Annotated in this window: 15 protein-coding genes and 2 pseudogenes; 7 read left to right on the top strand and 10 right to left on the bottom strand. The window is 57.8% G+C overall.

The window, feature by feature from the left end:
• Window positions 1-111: 111 nt before the first annotated feature.
• From IV01_RS10540 to IV01_RS10520, 6 genes are all read right to left on the bottom strand, one after another.
• On the bottom strand, window positions 112-864 hold the full coding sequence (locus tag IV01_RS10540; protein ID WP_032629308.1) for an ABC transporter substrate-binding protein: 753 nt from the start codon (window positions 862-864) through the stop codon (window positions 112-114).
• Window positions 865-944: 80 nt separating this feature from the next.
• The gene (locus IV01_RS0125180) at window positions 945-1,592 is read right to left on the bottom strand and encodes a cupin domain-containing protein (RefSeq protein WP_050507685.1); all 648 of its coding nucleotides are present in this window, start codon (window positions 1,590-1,592) and stop codon (window positions 945-947) included.
• Between the two features lie 590 nt (window positions 1,593-2,182).
• Complete coding sequence (locus tag IV01_RS10535) at window positions 2,183-2,431, bottom strand: hypothetical protein (protein ID WP_032629310.1); 249 nt, start codon at window positions 2,429-2,431, stop codon at window positions 2,183-2,185.
• A gap of 69 nt (window positions 2,432-2,500) precedes the next feature.
• Window positions 2,501-3,127 carry a glutathione S-transferase family protein gene (locus tag IV01_RS10530; RefSeq protein WP_032629312.1) on the bottom strand — a complete coding sequence of 209 codons (627 nt, stop codon included), beginning with the start codon at window positions 3,125-3,127 and terminating at the stop codon, window positions 2,501-2,503.
• Window positions 3,128-3,339: 212 nt separating this feature from the next.
• Window positions 3,340-5,718 carry a TIM-barrel domain-containing protein gene (locus IV01_RS10525; RefSeq protein WP_032629314.1) on the bottom strand — a complete coding sequence of 793 codons (2,379 nt, stop codon included), beginning with the start codon at window positions 5,716-5,718 and terminating at the stop codon, window positions 3,340-3,342.
• Entirely contained in the window at window positions 5,715-7,028 is a 1,314-nt protein-coding gene (locus IV01_RS10520) for an MFS transporter (protein WP_032629317.1), read from the bottom strand. The genes IV01_RS10525 and IV01_RS10520 overlap by 4 nt, the downstream gene beginning before the upstream one ends.
• Window positions 7,029-7,180: 152 nt before the next feature.
• Between IV01_RS10520 and IV01_RS10515 the strand changes: the two genes are divergently transcribed.
• Window positions 7,181-8,302: a LacI family DNA-binding transcriptional regulator gene (locus IV01_RS10515; RefSeq protein WP_229636130.1), complete on the top strand. Its 1,122-nt coding sequence runs from the start codon at window positions 7,181-7,183 to the stop codon at window positions 8,300-8,302.
• A 102-nt stretch (window positions 8,303-8,404) separates the two neighbouring features.
• Here the strand turns inward: IV01_RS10515 and IV01_RS0125185 are convergent.
• Window positions 8,405-9,502 (bottom strand): annotated as a pseudogene (locus IV01_RS0125185) (MFS transporter); the annotation flags it as partial.
• On the opposite strand from IV01_RS0125185, the pseudogene IV01_RS0125190 reads away from it, so the two are divergent.
• Window positions 9,502-10,017: pseudogene (locus IV01_RS0125190) on the top strand (TetR/AcrR family transcriptional regulator); the annotation flags it as partial. The pseudogenes IV01_RS0125185 and IV01_RS0125190 sit on opposite strands and share 1 nt — an antisense overlap.
• 60 nt (window positions 10,018-10,077) lie before the next feature.
• Here IV01_RS0125190 and IV01_RS10510 read toward each other — a convergent pair.
• The gene (locus tag IV01_RS10510) at window positions 10,078-10,476 is read right to left on the bottom strand and encodes a nuclear transport factor 2 family protein (protein WP_032629322.1); all 399 of its coding nucleotides are present in this window, start codon (window positions 10,474-10,476) and stop codon (window positions 10,078-10,080) included.
• Window positions 10,477-10,664: 188 nt separating this feature from the next.
• Between IV01_RS10510 and IV01_RS10505 the strand changes: the two genes are divergently transcribed.
• From IV01_RS10505 to IV01_RS10490, 4 genes are read left to right on the top strand one after another with little or no spacing between them, the layout of a single operon-like run.
• Complete coding sequence (locus IV01_RS10505) at window positions 10,665-11,849, top strand: ABC transporter substrate-binding protein (protein WP_032629324.1); 1,185 nt, start codon at window positions 10,665-10,667, stop codon at window positions 11,847-11,849.
• A gap of 25 nt (window positions 11,850-11,874) precedes the next feature.
• Window positions 11,875-12,744: a branched-chain amino acid ABC transporter permease gene (locus IV01_RS10500; RefSeq protein WP_032629327.1), complete on the top strand. Its 870-nt coding sequence runs from the start codon at window positions 11,875-11,877 to the stop codon at window positions 12,742-12,744.
• Window positions 12,741-15,248 (top strand): ATP-binding cassette domain-containing protein, encoded by a 2,508-nt coding sequence (locus IV01_RS10495; protein ID WP_032629328.1) that lies wholly within the window; start codon window positions 12,741-12,743, stop codon window positions 15,246-15,248. Before IV01_RS10500 ends, IV01_RS10495 begins: the two co-directional genes overlap by 4 nt.
• Window positions 15,245-16,471, top strand: a complete 1,227-nt coding sequence (locus IV01_RS10490) for an amidohydrolase family protein (protein ID WP_032629329.1) — start codon at window positions 15,245-15,247, stop codon at window positions 16,469-16,471. Before IV01_RS10495 ends, IV01_RS10490 begins: the two co-directional genes overlap by 4 nt.
• 267 nt (window positions 16,472-16,738) lie before the next feature.
• Here IV01_RS10490 and IV01_RS10485 read toward each other — a convergent pair whose 3' ends face one another.
• Window positions 16,739-17,431 carry a GntR family transcriptional regulator gene (locus IV01_RS10485; RefSeq protein ID WP_032629330.1) on the bottom strand — a complete coding sequence of 231 codons (693 nt, stop codon included), beginning with the start codon at window positions 17,429-17,431 and terminating at the stop codon, window positions 16,739-16,741.
• 133 nt (window positions 17,432-17,564) lie between these two features.
• Window positions 17,565-19,151 (bottom strand): gamma-glutamyltransferase family protein, encoded by a 1,587-nt coding sequence (locus IV01_RS10480; RefSeq protein ID WP_032629347.1) that lies wholly within the window; start codon window positions 19,149-19,151, stop codon window positions 17,565-17,567.
• Window positions 19,152-19,418: 267 nt separating this feature from the next.
• Between IV01_RS10480 and IV01_RS10475 the strand changes: the two genes are divergently transcribed.
• Entirely contained in the window at window positions 19,419-20,321 is a 903-nt protein-coding gene (locus IV01_RS10475) for a LysR substrate-binding domain-containing protein (RefSeq protein ID WP_032629332.1), read from the top strand.
• Window positions 20,322-20,571: the final 250 nt, after the last annotated feature.

Consider the following 20,571-nt stretch of genomic DNA (forward strand, 5'->3'; position numbering starts at 1 on the left):
CTACTCGATGTAGGGGCGAACGTGTTCGCGATGATCGTTAACGCTGACCCCGGCGTGCTGCCCTCGACAGGCTGCACGCGACGTCATCGTTCCTGATGGCGGAAACCAGGTTTACAGCCCCCACTTCTTGAGGATCGCATCGATGCTGCCGTCAGCCTTGAGCGCAGCCAGCGCGGTGTTGATCTTGCCCATCAATTCGGTATCGCCCTTACGCCCCGCAATCCCGATGTTGTTGGGCATGGTCGCTTTGTAGCTGCTCACCAGGCGCAAGCTTGGAAAGTGCTTCTGGCTGATCGCGTAGGCAGCGATCGGGTAATCCAGCACCCCCACATCGATGCGTCCGGCATTGGCGTCGCGCATCAGATCCGCCGTGGTTTCATACAGCTTGACCTCGCTGAACAAGCCGCTTTTTTGCAATGGTTCAACAAAAGCTGTGCCCACCTGAGCGCCAACCCGCTTGCCTTTCATCTCGGTAAAACTGTTGTAAGCCGTGGTGTCGCTGACCGGCACCACGACGCCTTCGCCATAGCTATAGATCGGCGTCGAGAAATCGACGACTTTCTCACGGGTTGGCGTGATGAACATCGCCGCTGAAATCAGATCCACCCGGTTGGACGTCAGCGAACCGATCAGCGAGGCAAAGGGCATGGCCTCGATCTGGACCTCGAATCCGGCTTTCTCGGATACCGCTTTGACGATATCGACCATCACCCCTTCGACGGTGTTGGTCTTGGTATCCAGGAAGGTAAACGGACTACCCGTGGGCGTAGAGGCGACCTTCAAAACCGTGGCAGCGTGAGCTGCACCGGTGAAAGAAAGGGTCAGCGCGCAGAACAATGTGGCGAGTGCCAATGGACTTTTCATATGCGTTCCTCAAGTGAAAGTAGATGTATCCCCATGAAGCCGGTTTCTGCCTGATGCACAGCCGCAACCCGAGCAGCCGTTTATGGATCGATCTGCGTCACGCCCCACATGACGACGGTTTCGGTGGTTCCCGGATTGCGCCAGCGACGCGGCATGCTGCTGTCGTAGCAAAAACTGTCGCCGCCGTTCAGACGGAGCAGCTGATCATTGATGCAGAGCTCCAATTGGCCCTGAACCACGTAACCGATCTGTTCACCTGGCTGGGTGAAAAACAACTCCGTACCGGTGGAACCACCGGGGGCTATCAGCGCGCGGTACATCTGCATCTGGCCCCGCGCGGCAGGCGGCGTCAGGTTCACCTTCTGGATGCCCTTGTCTGCCAACTCGATGCGTGGATGTTGCCCGGCGCGCACCACCCACCCTTCGGCATCATGGCTGTGGGGCTGCGAGTTGCGAATCAGGGTTTCAAGTGGCAACTCCAGTTCGTGCGCCAAGGCGCTCAACGTGCGTAGGGAAATAGAACGCAAGCCGCGCTCGATCTGGCTCAACAGACTCACGGAAATGCCTGCCGCGAGAGCGACATGCCGCAAGGGCTTATCCAACGATTTACGGCGCTGGCGTAGCTGCTCGCCTAACCACAGGTCAATCAGCGAATTGATCCGATGCCCTGAGGTAACAGGCACATCCGGATCGGAGCCAAGGCTTGGCGTGAGCGTGAGATTGGGCATGGTGGTGTGTAACTTTCATTTATGTGTAATTTACACAGAGCAAGACGCGGGCCACTTCCATCTAGAAAATCTGTCAGGCAACGGCGAGGCCCCTAGCTAAAGGGCTGCAGGTTATGAGAGGGATTAATGGTCAGGACGTGCAAAACCACTGATGCACAGCGCCGGGGCGGATGCGCCTCGTTGTGGGTCAAAGGGGAACACTGCGGAATAAGACGATTGCCCGCAAACCAGGCGCCGCGGTCAGCCAGGCACGCCGCGTCATCGTTCATCGTCGGAATGCCGCCCAGACCAAGCACCGCTCCCACAGGATCAAGTTAGTCCGTAGGACCGGCTTTAGCCGGGAGGGCGTCAGTGCAGTCGCTGCATCTCCTTCGCTGCAAATACCGCTCTCCCGGCTAAAGCGGAGCGCCGCCCGGCCGGTCCTACGTAATTGCAGGCGAGCATAGAATCTCCCACAGATTCGGTGGTTTTTCTGTTGGAGCGGTGCTTGGTCTGGGCGGCATTCCGACGATGAACGATAACGCAGTTTATCTGCCGAGCCGCTGCGGACCAGATCAGGCAGCGCTCTCACAGGGTTGGTGGAGTGCCCATCACTCGTGACCGATCACACCTGTCATGGCGGTGAACTGACTCTGTTTGTTCTGGAGCTTGTCGAGCACTTCGGCAGGCGTCGACTCACGAAATACCACCATGTGCCCCACTTCCTTGCCACCCTCGGTGACACGCTCAATATCGTTGATCATCCAGGTTTTCAGCTCATCAACGCTGATGCCCAGCTCTGCCGCAACTTTGAGGTGGAAGCGTTCGGCATCGTACTGATTGAATTGGTCATTGTTCATCGGGTCATCTCCTCAGGTATCTGTGAATCCAGGGGCACGGCCGGCACGTCAGCCCCATGGCTCAAACTTCTATTTGGCAAACTGATACTCGCCACCCTGTTCCAAAGCCTTGCGATACGCGGCTCTCTCCTGGAACCTCTGCACCCAAGCCAGCACATTCGGATACGGCTGCAACATCTGTTGCGCTTTGGCGAATTCGCCGATGAAACTCATCTGGATGTCTGCGCCACTCAACTCTTCACCCAGCAGGTAGGGCGTCAAGCCCAGGGCGTCGTTCAGATAACCGAGGTAGTTAGCCAGTTCCGATTCGATACGAGGATGCAACGGCGCGCCCGCCTCACCCAAACGGCCAACGTACAAATTGAGCATCAACGGCAACATCGCTGAACCTTCAGCGAAGTGCAGCCATTGCACGTATTCGTCGTAGGTAGCGCTGGCGGGATCCGGTTGCAGCTGGCCATCGCCATGGCGGCGAATCAGGTAGTCGATGATGGCGCCGGACTCGATCAGCACGTGCGGGCCGTCTTCAATGACCGGAGATTTACCCAATGGATTAATGGCCTTGAGCTCAGGTGGCGCGAGATTGGTTTTTGAGTCCCGCTGGTACCGCTTGATCTCGTAAGGCAGGTCGAGCTCTTCGAGCAGCCACAGAATACGCTGTGAGCGTGAGTTGTTGAGATGATGGAGGGTGATCATGATTGCCCCGCAGTGCATGGATGGTTGTCTATGGAAGGACTGCACCGTTGCTCTGGAGTGCCATGAATCGAAGATATCTGCAAAAAAACGGACCATCGCCAACAAAACTGCCCCAGGTAGCGACCCCGTTGGCGATCGCTGTTCACGAGGTAGTATCACCGAAGCACCGACGAGGCATGAGGGAGTCCTCGCCAATGCTTGATGGACTGCGGTTAGCCCGGATTCTCATTTGGATACAACTTGAACGTTTTGCAGCGCTCGCCATTGATCCTCAATTGCCTCCCGTCTTCCTTGATCAAATCAACTTCAAGGTCTGACCATTCGGGACGGAATTCACCCGATTGAGATATCGTCAGGTCAATGAAATCCACGCCGTATTCGACGGTCCATTTGATCATCAGGCAGTTCCCGTCTTTCCATCCATGGCTCAAGCCATCATCCTCAAACAACTCGCCGCTTACAGCCCCTGTTGGCGTAGGGAAAAGCATGAGCTTGCGAGATCGATCAAGCGACGCATCATTCAATTTGTAGCAATCCCCTGTGGGTATCGCGGCGCCCCCTCGTACCAAGAGCGGCAAGCGATCCAACGGAGCATCCAGGTGAATGTACTGGCCGCCTTCGAACCACGCGCCAGTCTGCCAGTCACACCAGCCTGTCGTATTTGTCGGTAGCCAGAGTTTACGCTCACGAGCCCCCTCTTCTACGACGCTGGCAACCAGAATATCCCGGCCCAATAGAAACTCGTCGTTTTCTTCGAACGTATGCAGGTCGTGTTCATGGTCAAGGAAAGTCGGCCGGATGATGGGCTCATCGTCGTGACTGGCCTGCCAAAGCAGGGTGTAGAAATACGGCATCAGTTTGTATCTGAGCTGAATGGCCTCACGCACGGCAGCGGTAACCGATGGATGCATCCAGGGTTCATTGACAGTGCCGTCGTCGTTCCAGGAGTGAATCGTGAATCGAGGATGCATCACTCCATTCTGGACCCAGCGCACAAAAAGCTCGGGGTCCGGCTTGTTGCCGGAGAATCCACCCACGTCATGACCCACGTTGTATAGACCGGACAAGCTCATGCCAAGCCCCATGCGGGTGTTGTAGCGCAGCGCTGTCCAATTGGTGCGGTTGTCGCCACTCCAAGTCTGCACGTAACGCTGCATCCCGGCACAACCTGACCGAGAGATAAGGTAAGGACGCTCCAGTGGCGAAAAACGCTGTTGCGCTTCCAGAGAAGCACGCATCATCAACAGCGCCATGACCGGCCTGATGTGCTTGATCGCCGTCTCACGTCCAAACCCGTGGCAACGCGCCTGCGCATCCCAGATTTCATACTCGTTGTTGTCGTTCCACGTGCAGTCGATTCCCTTTTCCAGGAGCTGCGCAGTCACGTTCGACTGCCACCATCTGACCGTATCCGGATTGGTGAAATCCAGATGAGAACCCTCGTCGTCCCAAAAAACAGATCTTTCAGGAACGTTGTGTTCAGAGTCAGTGATGAACATCTTTTTTTCAGCCACTTCATCGTAGCGAGGATGGTCCTGCAACAGGCAAGGTTTGATATTCGCAATCAACCTGACCCCCGCGTCTCGATAGGCTTTGGCTAACGCCTTTGGGTCCGGAACTTTGTCGTCATTCCAGTTGAATACATAACGTTTATCGCCAATCGAGGTATAGCCCGAGGACAGTTGAAAAGAGTCACAAGGAATATCGTGTTTCTGACAAAGTTCGAGAAACTCCAGCAACTGTTCCTGAGCGTTGTCGGCATCGGTATAGCGCATGGTCGAGCCACTGTAGCCAAGACTCCACTTAGGCAGAAACAACGTTCGACCTGTCAGACGAACGAAGGCCTTGGTCACGTCCAGTATGCGTGGGCCCACAAGAACCCAATAATCCAGATCGCCGGCCTCTGCCCTGTAGCGACGATAAGGGCGATGGTAATTGTCCAGCTCATTACCCAGGTCAAACCAACTGGTATTCAGGTTGTCATAAAACAGCCCGAAGCTGGCACGCTCCTGATGGGTAATAACGAACGGAATATGTTTGTACAGTGGATCGGTGGTCGCGGCGTTATAACCCATTGCGTCCAGGTTGCGCATTTCGAAACGTCGGCCCGTACGGTTGAGATCGCCGGTTTTTTCACCTAATCCATAATAGCGGTGTTCAGGGGCACGCAACTGGTAATGCTCGACACCCTCACCCTGAGTATTGAGCAAATAAGCGCCGGTGGGACGATCAGAGACGAGCGGATTCCAGCGTTGGCCATCGTGATATTCCCACTCTAACCACAGCGGTTGATGCACTGTGATGCGAAGTTTATCGGTGGTCAGGACCAGTCTGTCTTGCAGCTGTTGAACACGGTATGCCGGTAAAGAAAAGTCAGCCATAGACTCCCGAGACCGCCCTTCCCACGGCACATCCTGCTGCGGCGCGATGCTCCAGGTGCGGTCAAGCGCCAAACTGCCTTCCCGCAACACCAGCACACGGGCCAGCCCCTCTTCCAGAATATAGATTCTGAAAATATGGCGCTCTTCAACGAGAAGTTCAACGTAGCCTTGTTCCTGTGACTGCAACTTCCAGGTTTTAAAGGTTTTCATGAGGCACTTACCGATGCAGTTTTCAAGGTTCTGTTGGCGATGAAATAAATCATAAAGACGGCACCAATCAAATCGAATAATCCCATGGCGATAAACAATGGATGAAAGCCGATCTTGTCCACACTGACACCGATAATCAGCGAGAAAATGAAGCTTGCAATCCAGGCACAAGAACCGCGCAATCCGTTGACGGTGGCCAGTTCATCTCGCTCGAACGTTTCCACTACCAAAGCGCTTAACATGCAGGAAATGACCTGATGACCAAACCCGCCGACCGAAATAAGTGCAATAGCGACATAAGGGTCCTTGACCTGCGTCATGATGGCCAACGAAAACATCAAGAACGCCCCCGTCACAGAACTTGCGACTATTGAGTTCACTCGAGTGCACTTGAAAATCCGATAGTAAACACGCGCCAGGTAACCGCTAGCGATACTTCCCAGGTCGGCAGCCAGGAAGGGAACCCACGCAAAGAGGACAATTTGCTTAAGGTCCATTCCTCTTTCGTTGGCCAGATACAGGGGCACCCAAAAGCTCATGACCGCCCACGCGGGTTCGGCCATGAATGCCGGAAGCGCAATCCCGTAAAAACGTTTGTCTCGACCAATCTTCTTGAGCGCTTTGAAAAAAGGCAGTTGCTGACCGCGAACTTCGCCGTCTTGTTGAATATGGGCTGACTCCGCTGGAGACAGATGAGGATGCACATCTGGCGCATGGTAGAGCCATGCCCAGAGACCCGCCCATACCAAACCAATGCCCCCGCAAATCAGGAATGCACCTTGCCATCCCAGCGTGATATGAGCCAGGTAGATAATAGGCGGCGCTAACATCGCCCCGAGTGAAAACCCCACTCCAGCCCAACCTGCAGCAATCGGCCTTTCCTTTTTCGGAAACCAGTCACCTATCGCTTTGGCATTGGCTGGCGTTGCTGCCGCTTCCGAAGCCCCCATGAAAAAACGCAATATCGCTAAATGTACCCAGCTCGCCGCGCCCGCATGGAGCAGGCACATGAGTGACCATATAACGGCGCAAATCAGGAACCCCATCTTCAGGCCGATGACGTCAATCAGCCACCCGCAAAGAGGTTGGAACAGTGTGTAGGCGAGCTGAAAGGACGCAACAATCCAGGAATACTGTTCCGTTGACATACCAAACTCGGTTTTTAGTTCCGAGGCCAATATCCCCAACGAATTACGGGTCAGATAGTTAACCGTAACCCCAAGCAAAAATAGAGACAGCATCCACCAGCGCAGGTGTGGAATATTTCTTTTTCGCATGGCAGAAGGTCGAGCATTACGTTCGATAATCATGTCTTCGCCTGTTACCGGCTGAACCGGCGTTTTGTTTTTATTGAGGTTCCACGCTAAGACAACTGCTCATGCTCGTACACAATCAGGCATGTATAAATTTACATATTCCGCGAGATTAGACCAAGAAACCCGCTGCAAAGCCTGATTCTATTGTGATCTACTACCATGAAAGCTTTTACATAAATAGTTTCAATGGGCGGGTGAAGATGGGAAAACTACGCATTACCGAGATCGCAGCTCAGACCGGGCTTTCCATCGCCACGGTCTCGCGGGTGCTGGCCGGCAAGTCGAATACCAGCCCTGCCACCCGCCAGAAAGTATTGCTGGCAGCCCGTCAGCAGGGGGTTATGGAAAATCTCTCCAATGGCCGATTTCTCCTCAATGGCCTGACCGTATTCGCACCGTCTCGCGCCTTCAATCTGCGCTCGGATATCTTCTACTACAAGGTCATACAAGGCATCGCGCAGGCGGTCATGCAACACGATGTCCGGGTGCGCTACTGCAATCTGGAGGAGGTCGACAGCGATGCAGCACTGTTCCTTGAAAAGATGAATCAAAAAGACACCGACGCCGCTATCCTTATCGGAATTGATGATCCCCACATCCACCAACTCGCTGCCGATCTGAGTAAACCCGCCGTGCTGGTCAATTGCCTGGATCGCACGATGCGCCTGCCTTCAATCTCGCCTGATCACTTTTTGATTGGTAATTTCGCTGCAAACTATTTGTTCCAGCTCGGGCATCGCAATGTGCTGACGCTGCAATGCCTTCGCAGGTATACGATGGATCTGCGCATGCGCGGCATTCGTGAAGCCTGGAAGGACCACAATCTGGAGTTCAGCGAAGCAAAACACCAGATAGTTGCCGAGGGCTTCAGCAGTGCCGAGTCTGAATCTCTGGTGACTGCCTACCTTGCCGGATGCACGCCTGCTGAAAGACCGACCGCCATTCTCGCCGGCGGTGATTTCATGGCCGCAGGTGCAGTAAAAGCACTCCAGAGTGCAGGCCTGAGAGTGCCGCAGGACGTCTCGGTGATGAGCATGGACGGTTTCAATCTGGCAGATATCAACGATGTGCCGTTGACAACCTTGCATGTGCCGCGAGATGAACTGGGGGCCGAGGCGGTAAGAGCGCTGAGACAAAGAATGCTGGAACCACAAACGCCCTGCGGGAATCTCCTGCTGGGCGGCCAACTTATCGCAGGCGCTTCAGTTCGTCGCATCAAGCACAGCGCCAGGCAGACGGCCATGTATCAAAGAAGCATTTACGATTGACCAGCGGTGAACAGGGAAACACCATTGCCCCCCTGCCTTGTGAGTGCTCGCAACACCACGAACCGCACCCCCTCTCAGGTCGAAACCTCCGTCAGCTGGACTTCAATGCCCGGCGACCAATTGACTGGACTGCCTGTCACCCTCTGCAAAGCCATGGGCTCGCGCTTTGGATGCAATGACCAGGCTGATCAGCAGCAATGCCAATAAGACCCAGGGAAAAGAACTTACCCCCCATTCACCGAGCAAAACGCCACCCGCTAATCCACCGCCTGCGATAGCACTGTTCCAGACCACAACGTTCATGGAAAGCGCTACATCGGCACCCTCACCTGCCGAGTCAGCGAGCGCGGTTTGCAAAAGCGTGGCGGCACCACCAAAGGTCAGGCCCCAGATAAAAACCCCGACGTAGACGGCAAAGGCAGAGTCGGAAAACAGACCAAAGAAAACAGAGACCGCTGCAAAGGTTGCAAGGCTGGCCAACACGGTCCTTCGTAGATGACGATCAACCAGCCGCCCTGTTACCCAGATGCCCGCCAGCGCTGCCACGCCAAATGCCAGCAATACCAAATCAATGTCACTCGTTAATCCGGCCGCGGAAACAAAGGGCGCGATGCAGGTGTAAAGAATGTTGTGAGCCAGCATCCAGGTGAAAACGACGCCCAGCACCGAGCGCACGCCGGGCGTCAGAAATACCTGACGCAACGCCATGCGCTGCGAGGAGGATTGGCCAGGGTAGTCCGGCACCTTGATCAGCACCCAGGCGATCAACACCAGGGTCATCCCGGACATCAATCCAAACGCCATGCGCCAGCCCATGAAGCCACCCAGCCAGGTTCCCAAAGGCACCCCGAGGGAAAAAGCGATAGGCGTTCCCACCATTGCGACCGCCAGCGCTCGACCCTGCAACTGGGGGTCTACCATACGTCGTGCATAACCCGCGATAAGGCTCCACGCCAGCCCCGCAGAGACGCCAGCGAAAAACCTTGCGATAAGGGTCAGCCAGTAATTGGAAGACAACGCAGTGATGGAGTTGAAAACCAGAAAGCCGACAATCGTCAGCAGCAAGACTGTTCTGCGGCGCCAGCTTTGCGTGGCGATGGTCAGCGGGATGGCCGCCAGCAGAGACCCCAATGCGTAAACAGTCACCATCTGCCCCGCCAACGATGCCGATACCCCGAGCCCGCTGCTGATCTCAGGCAGCTGGCATAGGCGGAGGCATCAGCGCGCCTAGCTTTTACGCAGCTTTTGGCTCGAAGCAGGCTTTGTTCAGCGAGGTCATGGAGCACTACCTCAATACCCATGGTCGAGTCACCGATAGCCTGTTTGATACGACAATGCCGCCCAGGGAGGCGATTGAACTGACCCTTCGCCGCTCTGCGAAAATGCAATGTGAGCCCGATCATCCCAAGGGTTGTCTGGTTTCGCTGGGCCTGATGACCACTTGCTCGGACGAAAGCAAAGCCATCTCCGAGCCTCTAGCGCGGGCCAGAAAAGCCAACCGAGCCGGCTTGGTTGCGTGCCTCGACCGCGCAATTGCCTCAGGCGAATTGCCCGGGACGGTGATACCGGAAACCCTCGCCGCCGTGTTCGACAGTTATATGCTGGGCCTGTCGACGCAGGCGCGCGATGGCGTTCCACATGCCACGCTGGATGCCGCAGTGACCCAAGTGATGGGGCTATGGGATAGCCTGCGGATTGTTGCGGGCGATCAATGAATCTGACGAATCGAGGCGCCTGCATCGCGGCAAGCGCGCTCCCGCCGCTCAGGCCTGTTATCAACCCTTGGCGATCTCAGGCGTGAGTATCCACTCAGCGCTGTCGTTCCAGACATCCATGTGGGTGATCTTGCCGTTGCGGACTTCAAAGCGATCCAGGTAACGGTTGCCTGAAAAGCTGCTGCCATCCGGCCACTCGCCGTACAACGTGCCGTTTGAATACACCACGGTGTGATCGCCGCGATCCATCCAGTCAAAGTTGCCCAATGCTTTCTTGACCCATGTATAGCGAGAGCCGTTGAACGCGGTAATGTCCTGGGGCGTTGGCATCACCCGTCCACCGGTGAAGGTGATCTTCACGTCAGGGCTCATGAACGTTGCGGCGCGGACCGGATCAGGGGCCATGGATGCCTCCAGGAAATTGCTAACAATCTGCACATCTTTATTGATTTCCGACATCGCTGATTCTCCTGACTCAAGGATTATGAATGCGGCCTGCCACGCCTTGACTTGGTGCGACACGCCACATATTGGCGCGTAAACATTCGGTATTTAGGCCGAAGACGGCGGTTTTCAGCCGCCGTGCTGACTGGCATCCTACTTGCTAGCAATAAATATGCAACTGCTAGCAATCAGGAGAATGACCTATGGCCATCCGGCTTCCAAACCTGCAACGTCTGCTGTTCCCCGTGGCTGCTGCAGTCACGCTCAACATCGCCATGTTCGGCAGCGCGCAAGCGGTCGAGCCGATCAAGGTCGGTCTGGTCGCGGCCCTTTCCGGTCAGTCGGCCAAATCCGGTGAAGCGCTGACCCGCGGCCTCACCATGGCCATCAATGAGGTCAACGCCAAAGGCGGCGTACTCGGCCGCCCGCTTGAGCTGGTGCGTCGCGACGATGAAAGCAACCCGTCCAAAGGCATGCTGGCGGCTCGTGAGCTGGTCCAGCGGGAAAAAGTCACGGTCTTGTTCGGCGGCCTGGATACCCCGGTTTCGCTGGCCATCGTGCCCTTGGCTAATCAGATGAAAGTGCCGTTCATGGGCATCTGGGCAGCAGGTACCAAGATCACCGAGAACGGCGCAGCCGATAACTACGTGTTCCGGGTATCAGCAGTCGACGAGTTGGTGGACGAAGCGCTGGTCAAATACGGCGTGGAAAACGGCATGAAGAAGCCAGGCATGATCCTCATCAACAACCCATGGGGTGAGTCCAACGAAGCAGGCTTCAAACGTGCACTGGAAAAACGTGGCCTGGCCAATGCCGGTGTCGAACGGATTCAGGACAGTGATCTGGACGTGGTACCGCAACTGACCCGTCTGAAAAACGCCGGCGCCGACACCCTCTTGATGGTCGGCAACGTCGGCCCTTCGGCGCAGGTGGTCAAGTCCCTGGATCGTATGGGTTGGGATGTGCCGGTGGTTTCCCACTGGGGTCCGGCCGGTGGTCGTTTCGGTGAACTGGCTGGCCCGAACGCCTCTCGCGTGCACTTCATCCAGACTTACGTATTCACCGAGCACAACAGCGCCAAAGGCGACGCCCTGCTGGCTGCGTTGAAAACCGCCTACCCGCAGATCAAAACCCTGGCTGACGTCACCCCTGCCGTTGGCATCGCCAATGCCTACGACGCTTTGCATCTGGCGGCCCTGGCCATCGAAAAAGCTGGCAACACCGACGGCAAGGCGGTGCGCGACGGCTTTTATGCCATCAGTGATTACGACGGTTTGATCAAGCATTACAAGCAGCCGTTCACGGTACAGAAACACGACGCGCTAGGCCCGGACGATTATCTGTTCACGCACTTCGTCAACGACCAGATCGTACCGCTCAAGCCGTAAGCCAAGTCTTTAAGGAGTCATCACCATGTTTACCGCCGCCATTGTCACCGGCCTCGGTCTGGGCAGCATGTACGCGTTGCTGGCGCTCGGGTTTCACCTGACCTACGTCGTCTCGCGCACCGTCAACTTTGCCCAGGGCAGCGCCATGATGGTTGGCGCGGTCTTGGGCTACACGTTCTGCATCACCTGGGGCTGGTCGCTGTGGCTGGCTTTACCGCTGACGCTGCTGCTTTGCGCCGTGTACGGCCTGGTAATCGAGCGCTGGCTGGTGCGGCCCTTCCACAGCCGCGGCTCACAGGCCTGGTTGATGGCGACGGTGGCAGGCGGGATTCTAGTGGACAACCTGGCGCTGTTTACGTTTGGCAAGGAGCCGCGTCAGTTCGAGAGCAGCCTGGTGAACCTCAATGTTGAACTGTTCGGCAACAACGTGGGGGCATTGCAACTGTTGATTCCGCTGGCGGGGGCAGCCATTGCCCTGGCGCTGTATCTGGTGCGTCGTTACACCCGACTGGGCAAGGTGCTCGAGGCCTGCGTGCAGAACCCTAGGGCGGCAATGCTGATGGGCATCAACGTCAATCGCGTGGTGGCCATCGCGTTCGCCATCTCCACGGTGTTCGCGGCTATTGCCGGTTTGTTGATTGCGCCGCTGTTCAGCGTCAATGCAGAAATGGGCATGTTGTTCGGCCTTAAAGCCTTCGCAGTGGCGATCCTCGGCGGCATTGCCAGCGCCGGGGGCGTGTTTGCCGCCGGCCTGCTGTTCGGTCTTGCCGAAGCCTTGATCACGTTGTATTTCGGCTCGGCATTCACCCAGATCTTTACCTTCGCGCTGGTCATTCTGGCCCTGGCAATTCGTCCCAATGGCCTGTTCGGCAGCAAGGCACTGGTGAAAGTATGAAAGACATCAAATCCCTGGCGGCTCCGGTTTTCATCGCCCTGCTCGCCGCCACCTGTGGCGTCATGGCCTTCACGCTGGACAGCTACTCCTTACTGGTTTTCACCCTCTGCGCCCTGGCGGCGGTGGTGGGTGTCGGCCTGAATATCCTGATTGGCCTGAGCGGGCAGATTTCCTTCGGCCATATCGCGTTTTACGCCATTGGTGCCTATGTGTCGGCACTTCTGACCATGGCTGGCTGGCCGCTCTGGCTGGCGCTGCCGCTGGCTGGGGTGATCGCCGGGCTGGTAGGTGCATTGCTGGCAATTCCGGCATTGCGGGTCAGCGGCCCATATCTGGCGATGATCACCATTGCCTTCGCCTTCGTCGTGCATCACAGCCTGATTGAATGGCGGGACTTCACTGGCGGCTCCAACGGCTTGATGGGCATCCCATTGCCAGAGTTTGCCGGTCTTGATCCGGCAATCCTCCTCGCCCTGCTTTCCGGAGCGCTGATGATTGGCGCGCTGCTGTTTTACCAGCGTTTGAGCCACAGCAGCTGGGGCAAAGCCATGCGCGCTGTCAAAGCCTCGGAAATCGCCGCGCGTTCGCTGGGTTTCAATCCGGTGCTGAGCAAGACCCTTGCCTTTGCCCTGTCTGCGGCATTGACGGGTTTGGCCGGCGGCTTGCTGGCGCCGTTGCTGATGTTCATCAACCCCGAATCCTTCCCGTTTTCGCAGTCGATTCTGTTTGTCCTGGCGGTGATCGTCGGCGGCAGCGGCATGCTGTTCGGGCCGCTGATTGGTGCACTGTTGATCGTGCTGGTGCCTGAGCTGCTGTCGGATTTCGCCGAATACCGCCTGCTGATTTTCTCGGTCCTCCTGCTGCTGGTGCTGTGGATCGCGCCCAACGGGCTGCTGGGCGCCCTCGCCCGTCGCTGGATCAAACCGACCCATTTGCTGCCCCCAACAAAGCTTAATCGCGAACGCATCGCCGCCCATCTGCGCAGTCGTGGCCCGTCGTCCGGCTTGCGTGTTACTGATATCGGTATACGTTTCGGCGGCGTTCAGGCTGCGCAGCATGTGAACCTGCATGCGTCTGCCGGGAGCATCACCAGCATCATCGGCCCTAATGGCGCGGGCAAAACCACGGTGCTGAACATGATCAGTGGTTTTTATGCGCCAGACAGCGGCCAGATTGATCTGCAACAACCACTGGCTGGTCTGCCTGCCTGGAAAAGCGCCCGTGCCGGGATTGCCCGCACCTATCAGACCACCCTGTTGTTCGGCGAAATGTCGGTGCTGGATAACCTGCTGGTGGCCATGCAAAAAGGCCGTCTGGGTTTGCCATTCAGCCGCTCCAGTGCCGAGCAGCGCAGCCTGGCCCTGGACCTGCTGGCCCTGGTCGGTTATCGCGGCGAAGTGAACATCGCTGCCGACGACTTACCCCACGTGGACCGCCGCCTGGTGGAAATCGCCCGGGCACTGGCCACCGCGCCGGCGGTTTTACTCTTGGACGAACCGGCTGCCGGGCTGAGCCGTCGCGACACGGACGAATTGGCCGTGCTGTTGCGCGAACTGGCAGGATTCGGTCTGACGGTAATTCTGGTGGAACACGACATGGCGCTGGTGATGTCGGTCTCCGAACATTTATTGGTGCTGGATGCGGGCAAACCCATCGCCTCTGGCCCACCCGCTGAAATTCGCCAGAATCAGCAGGTCATCGCCGCGTATCTGGGCGGCACCGATTATCAGGCGACACCTCGCCAACAAGCCTGGAACGGCAGCCGTGATGCGCGCCTGTACGTCAAGGACCTGGTCATCGACTACGGCGCTTCAGCGGTGGTGGACAAGGTCAATCTGCTGGTCAATCCCGGTGAGCTGGTGGCGATTCTGGGGGCCAATGGGGCTGGTAAGTCGAGCATCCTGCAATGCCTGGCCGGACTGCATCGCGCCACCAGTGGCAGCATCCTGCTGGACAACGAAAGCATCGAACAGGCCAACGCCAGCACCATCGCCGCCAAAGGCCTGGCACTGGTGCCGGAAGGTCGTCAGGTGTTCCCTTACCTCAGCGTGCGCGACAACCTGTTGCTGGGCGGCTATTCACGTCGGGAAACCTTTGATGCCGAGGCCGAAATCGAGGCCATCCTCAAGCGCTTCCCACGCTTGCGGGATCGCATCGACAACCCGGCCGGACTGCTTTCCGGCGGCGAGCAGCAGATGGTTGCAGTGGGTCGGGGGCTGATGGCCAAACCGAAAATCCTGTTGCTGGATGAACCGTCGCTGGGTTTGTCGCCCGCCATGATCGGCGAACTGTACGACGCCCTCTCAGCCCTGCGCGACGAAGGCGTCACCATTTTGCTGGTCGATCAGATGGCCAACCTTGCCTTGCAAGTGGCCGACCGAGCCTATGTGCTTGAAACCGGCTGCATCGTCAAATCCGCCAGCGCCGCCGAACTGCGTGAAGACAAAGAGCTGGCGGCAGCCTATTTAGGCGAGAGCACCACCAGCCAGGGAGCCTGCGCATGAACCCTTTGCATATCATCAATGCCCGCGTCGGTGAGCTCACCAATGTTCAGCTGTATGTTGAGGACGGTCATTTCGTCGAAAGTTTTAGCTCTGAACTCAAGCACTGGCAAACCCTCGACTTGCAGGGCATGTTGCTGATGCCGGGGCTGATCGAAACCCATATCCATCTGGATAAAGCCTGCATCATGCAGCGCTGCCATTTACAGGAAGGCACTTTGGGCGAAGCAGTGGCTCAGACCCGAGCTGCCAAAGCTGAATTCACTGAGGAAGATGTCTACCAACGCGGTGCTCAGGTGCTGGACAAGGCGATCCTGCAAGGCACCACCCACATGCGCACCCATGTGGAGCTGGATCCGCAGATCGGCCTGATCGGGTTCAACGCGATTCGCCGTCTGCAAGCGGATTACGCCTGGGCGATCAGCCTGGAGATCTGTGTCTTCCCTCAAGAAGGGTTGCTCAACAATCCCGGCACCGAACAGCTGTTGTGTCACGCCTTGGAAAACGGCGCGACGGTGCTCGGCGGCTGCCCTTACATGGACAGTGACCCGAACGGGCAAATCCAGCGTTTGTTTGAACTGGCCGTGCACTACGACTGCGATCTGGACCTGCATCTGGACTTCGACCTGAACCCGGAAGGCATGACCGTCATGGAAGTAGCCCGCTGCACGCAACTGTATGGCTGGGCCGGTCGAGTCACCATCGGCCATGTGACCAAGCTCTCGACCTTGCCCAAGGAGCAGTTAACTGTGCTCGGCCTGCATCTGGCCAAGGGCGGGGTGCAGGTAACCTGCCTGCCCAGCACGGATCTGTTTCTGATGGGGCGTGAGTCATTTCACAACAAGCCGAGAGGTCTGGCGCCTCTGGCCCACCTGCACGCCTGTGGCGTGACCTGCTCTGTCTCCACCAACAACATCGGCAACCCCTTCACACCTTATGGGGATGCGTCGCTGATTCGTCAGGCCAACCTGTTCGCTAACGTCAGCCAGATGGGCACCGTGCCGGAGCTGCTGCAGTGCCTGGCCTGGGTGTCCAGCGAGTCGGCGCGCATGCTGAGATTGAAGGACTACGGGCTGTTACCGGGCTGCCGCGCCGACTTCATCGTCTTCGACGCCCTCTCGCCTGCGGCAGTGATAGCCGAGATCAGCGCGCCGTTGATGGGGTTCAAAGCGGGACGGCAGACGTTTAGCCGGCCGGTTGGGAAATTGCTTAAGCCAGAAGGCTAGCCCTGTGTAGGAGCTGCCGAAGGCTGCGAAAGCGTTGGGTCTGACACAATGCGTTCGCAGCCTTCAGCAGCTCTCATCAAACTAAACAGGAGCCAGATGATTTAGGTGATTTTGTGGGAGCGAGCTTGCTCGCGAAGAGGTCAGAATTACCAAGCATCTATCCAAACCTGAATACCGCCTTCGCGAGCAAGCTCGCTCCCACACGCCCACCGTTTGATGCGCGACGGAGCGGCGTCCGGATGAAGGGCGCACAGAATACTTCGACCCTCAATCACTCAACGCCTGCCTGAGGTTGAACTCCTCGGGCGCGGACTCTTCGAGAGCCAGCTGACCTTCCAGCTCGTCAAGGTGCTCGATCATTACCGCAACAGCGCGTTCGGTATCGCCGTTTTCCAGGGCAGTGATGATCTCCTGATGCTCATCCGAAGCGCAGGACGGCACGTCATTGCGTTGGTACAACGCCACGATCAGCGAGCTGCGCACCATCAGGTTGGCGAGGATGTCACTCAACACAGCGTTGCCGCTAATCTCGCCCAGCATCAAGTGAAACTCGCTCAGCTCGCGAACGATGGCCCGGCGGTCCGTGTCGTTGGTGGCGTTGCGTTCGTTGTTCATGTGATTGGCGATACGCTGGCGCTGCTTGCGCATGATCGCCGGCGTGATGGCTTCGACAATCGCCCGTTCGATGGCCCGTCGGGCGCTGAAGATATCTCGCGCTTCCCGTGCCGTGGGCTGCGCAACCATCGCGCCGCGATTGGCTTCGATGGTCACCACTTTCTGCATCGCCAAACGCTGCAAGGCGACCTGTACGTGATTACGATTGGCCTGCAGGGTCTCGACAATCTGGGCTTCGATCAATCGAGTGCCGGGCGGCAGGCGATGCTGAGCGATAGCCTTGAACAACGCGTCGACGATACGTTGCACCTCAAGCTGTTTGGCGGTGACAGTGCTCAAGCCCATCCATTCCTCTATTGTCCAGAAAGCCTCGTGCCAACGCGCAAGGCTGCGGATGGCGGGCAATCGGCGGCATTATCCGCCAGCAGCCCGAACCCGGCAAATACTCCATGATTGATCAGTTGGCCTGAACCTGAATCTAAACCTGAGCCAGCGCCACCCCCTCGCCACGAGGATCATGCATGGCACTGCGCTGATCGTCGGCGCTGATGGCGATGATCCCGGCGTGGCCGGTCATGGGGCTGCGGGCCGCAATCATTTCAACGTCGTGCCCCAGCGCAGCGAGCCCTGCAGCCGTGTCGGGGTTGATGTCACCTTCCAGCTTGAGGTTATCGGTGCTGTCGAAAAAGCTGCGGCCCAGTAGAAAGCGCGGGGTTTGCAGGGCAATATCGATGGGCTGCTCAAAGTCCACCAGTTGGGTAGCCAGGACCATTTGCGTCTGCGGCTGACCATCGCCACCCTGAGTGCCGAAGAACCAGCGTCGGCCATCATCAGCCAGATAACAGGAAGGGTTAAGGGTGTGCGCCGGACGCTTGCCCGCTGCCCAGCCGTTGACGTGCTCGGGGTCCGCGCTAAATCCAGCGGCGCGGTTCTGCCAGAGCACGCCGGTATCGCCGAGGATGCAGCCCGAACCGAAATCGTGAAACAGGCTTTGAATCAGGCATGCGGTGCGGCCTTGCGCATCAGTCGCGGCCATCCAGATGGTGTCAGCCGGCCGTCCCGGTTCGTTCCAGGGTGCGGCGCGTTGATCGTCGATGGCGTCGGCATAAGCTTGAATTTGCTTAGCCTCCAACGTGATGGCGAAATCCCACGCGCTGCTCAGCGGATCGCAAAGCTCGGCATTGCGGCGCAACAGCCCCTGTTTAATGGCTTCGACTAAATAGTGGTAATAAAGCGCACTGCCATTGCCCGCCTCGGCCAGCGGCTTGTGTTGCAGCGCGGCCATGGCCTGCAAGGTGTAAAGGCCCTGGCACGGCGGCGCGACATTGTAGAGCCGGCCTTGACGATAGCGCACTGAGAGCGGCGCCATTTCAACGGCCTGGGTGGCGGCCAGATCAGCCGCAGTCAACCCACAGCCCAATCGGTCAAACGCAGCACCGAAGGCCTCGGCCAACTCGCCGCTGTAGAAGTCTTCGACACCGTGTCGGGCCAGGTGCCGCAAGGTATTAGCCAGCTCGGGTTGACGCAGCGTATCGCCCTCCTCCAGCCAGCGGACTTCGTTTTTGTTGCGATCCTGGATTTTACAAAGCCGATGCAAGTCCGGTAATTGCTCGATCAGCGGCTGGCGCAGGGTTTGCCAGAACAGCTGGGAGCGGGAGACGGTCGCACCCGCGTCAGCCATGGCGGCAGCGTCTTCCAACAAATCGGCCCAGCCCAGCTTCGAGCCCCATTCATAACGACTGATATTGGCTGCGGTTTGCCAGCTTCTAAGCGCGCCTGCCGTGGTGGCAACCGAACCGGGTCCGCGCAAACCGATCTTGCCACCTTCAGGCAAGCTCTGTCCGGCCTGACCGATCCCCACGATGGTGCGGACCTTGCTGTCGTGGATCATCCACAGGGCATCACCCCCCAGGCCAGTCATGTGCGGAAACACTGCTGCCAACATCGCGCTGGCCGCCAGCATCGCATCAATGGCCGTACCACCAGCGTCGAGAATACGCAGGCCTGCCGCGCTGGCTTCGGCATGAGGTGTACAAATAACGGCATGGCTGGAAGTGGCAATCATGATCAAAAAGGCTCTCTATTTCTGCTAGCTATCAAGATATTTATTGTTAGCAAAGCAAGAAATATGCCTTCTCTTCGCCGTTTCTAAAGTTGCGTCGTGGGACCGGCTTCAGCCGGGAAGAGGCAAGTACAACCAATACATCTGCTGCGCCCGAACCATTGTCTTCCCGGCTGAAGCCGGTCCCACGAGATTCCACAGCGCTTGATAGGTGAAAACCTCGCTGTTTTTTGTTCTCATGGCGCGATTCCACTTTGCCCCGGGCCCCACATGCGCATCGAACCCCTGCCACCACTGCAAACCCTGATTGCTTTTGAGGCGACGGTGCGCCATGGCAGCTTCACACGTGCGGCGGCCGAGCTGCACCTGACCCAAAGCGCGATCAGCCGCCAGGTGCAGCAGCTTGAGGAGTTCTTGGGCCGAGCGTTATTTCGTCGTGAGCACAAGCGCATCCACCTGACGGTTGCCGGGCAGGTCTATGCCGAACAGGTGCATCGCGTTCTGGCGCAATGCGCTGAGGCTACCGCTCAGGTCATGACCCACAGCGGCGAACAGGAGTTGACCCTGGCCTGTTCAAGCGGTGTCGCAGCCTTGTGGCTGGGGCCGTTGGCGGGTCGCTATGCCGACGAATTCCCCACGGTCGATGTGCGCTTGCGGGTCGTGGACGGGCTGGACTCCCTGGTGCGCGCCGAGTTTGATCTGGCGGTGTACTTCCTGCGCTCCGGCTCGCCGCCGGGGTTGGATAGCCGATTGCTGTTTGCCGAATCCGTCGCCGCTTATTGCGCGCCGGGCTACCTGCAAGGCCGTGTACTCGAACCGGAGCAGCTACTCGAGCATCGATTGCTGATGCTCGAAGACGGTCAACGCCAGTGGCTGTCATGGGCCGACTGGTTTGCCCGCCAGGGCGTCGATGCCTCAGTGATTCGCCAGCGCCTGACGGTCAACAACTACCCGGTCATGGTCGACCTGGCCATCGCTGGGCGCGGCATCGTGCTGGGCTGGACGCCGATGATCGACATGCACCTGCGATCCGGCGCACTGGTGCCAGCCTGTGACGCTCATGTCGGGGAAATAGGCGGCTATTACCTGCTCAACCCCACCGGCCAGTTCCCCAGCCGAGCAGCGCGCTCGTTCGAGAAGTGGCTGGCGTTGCAGAGCGAGATACCGCTGTAGGAGCTGCCGCAGCCTGCGAAACCGGCGTGTCAGACACACCGCTTCGTCGCCGTCGAAACCTCCGATAGCTCCTAAAGAACCGAGGCGGATCTGAAAAACCTTGACCTGTAGGAGCGCGCTTGCCCGCGATGGCGCCAGACATTTCGATGATGTGTATTGGCAAAAAAACAATCGCGGGCAAGCGCGCTCCTACAGATTTCGGTCGCCCGTCTGCATGTCCCCAGCGCATGCAAATCTGCCAAATTAGCGT

Source organism: Pseudomonas syringae (assembly GCF_000737245.1).
In the GTDB taxonomy this organism is placed as follows: domain Bacteria; phylum Pseudomonadota; class Gammaproteobacteria; order Pseudomonadales; family Pseudomonadaceae; genus Aquipseudomonas; species Aquipseudomonas syringae_J.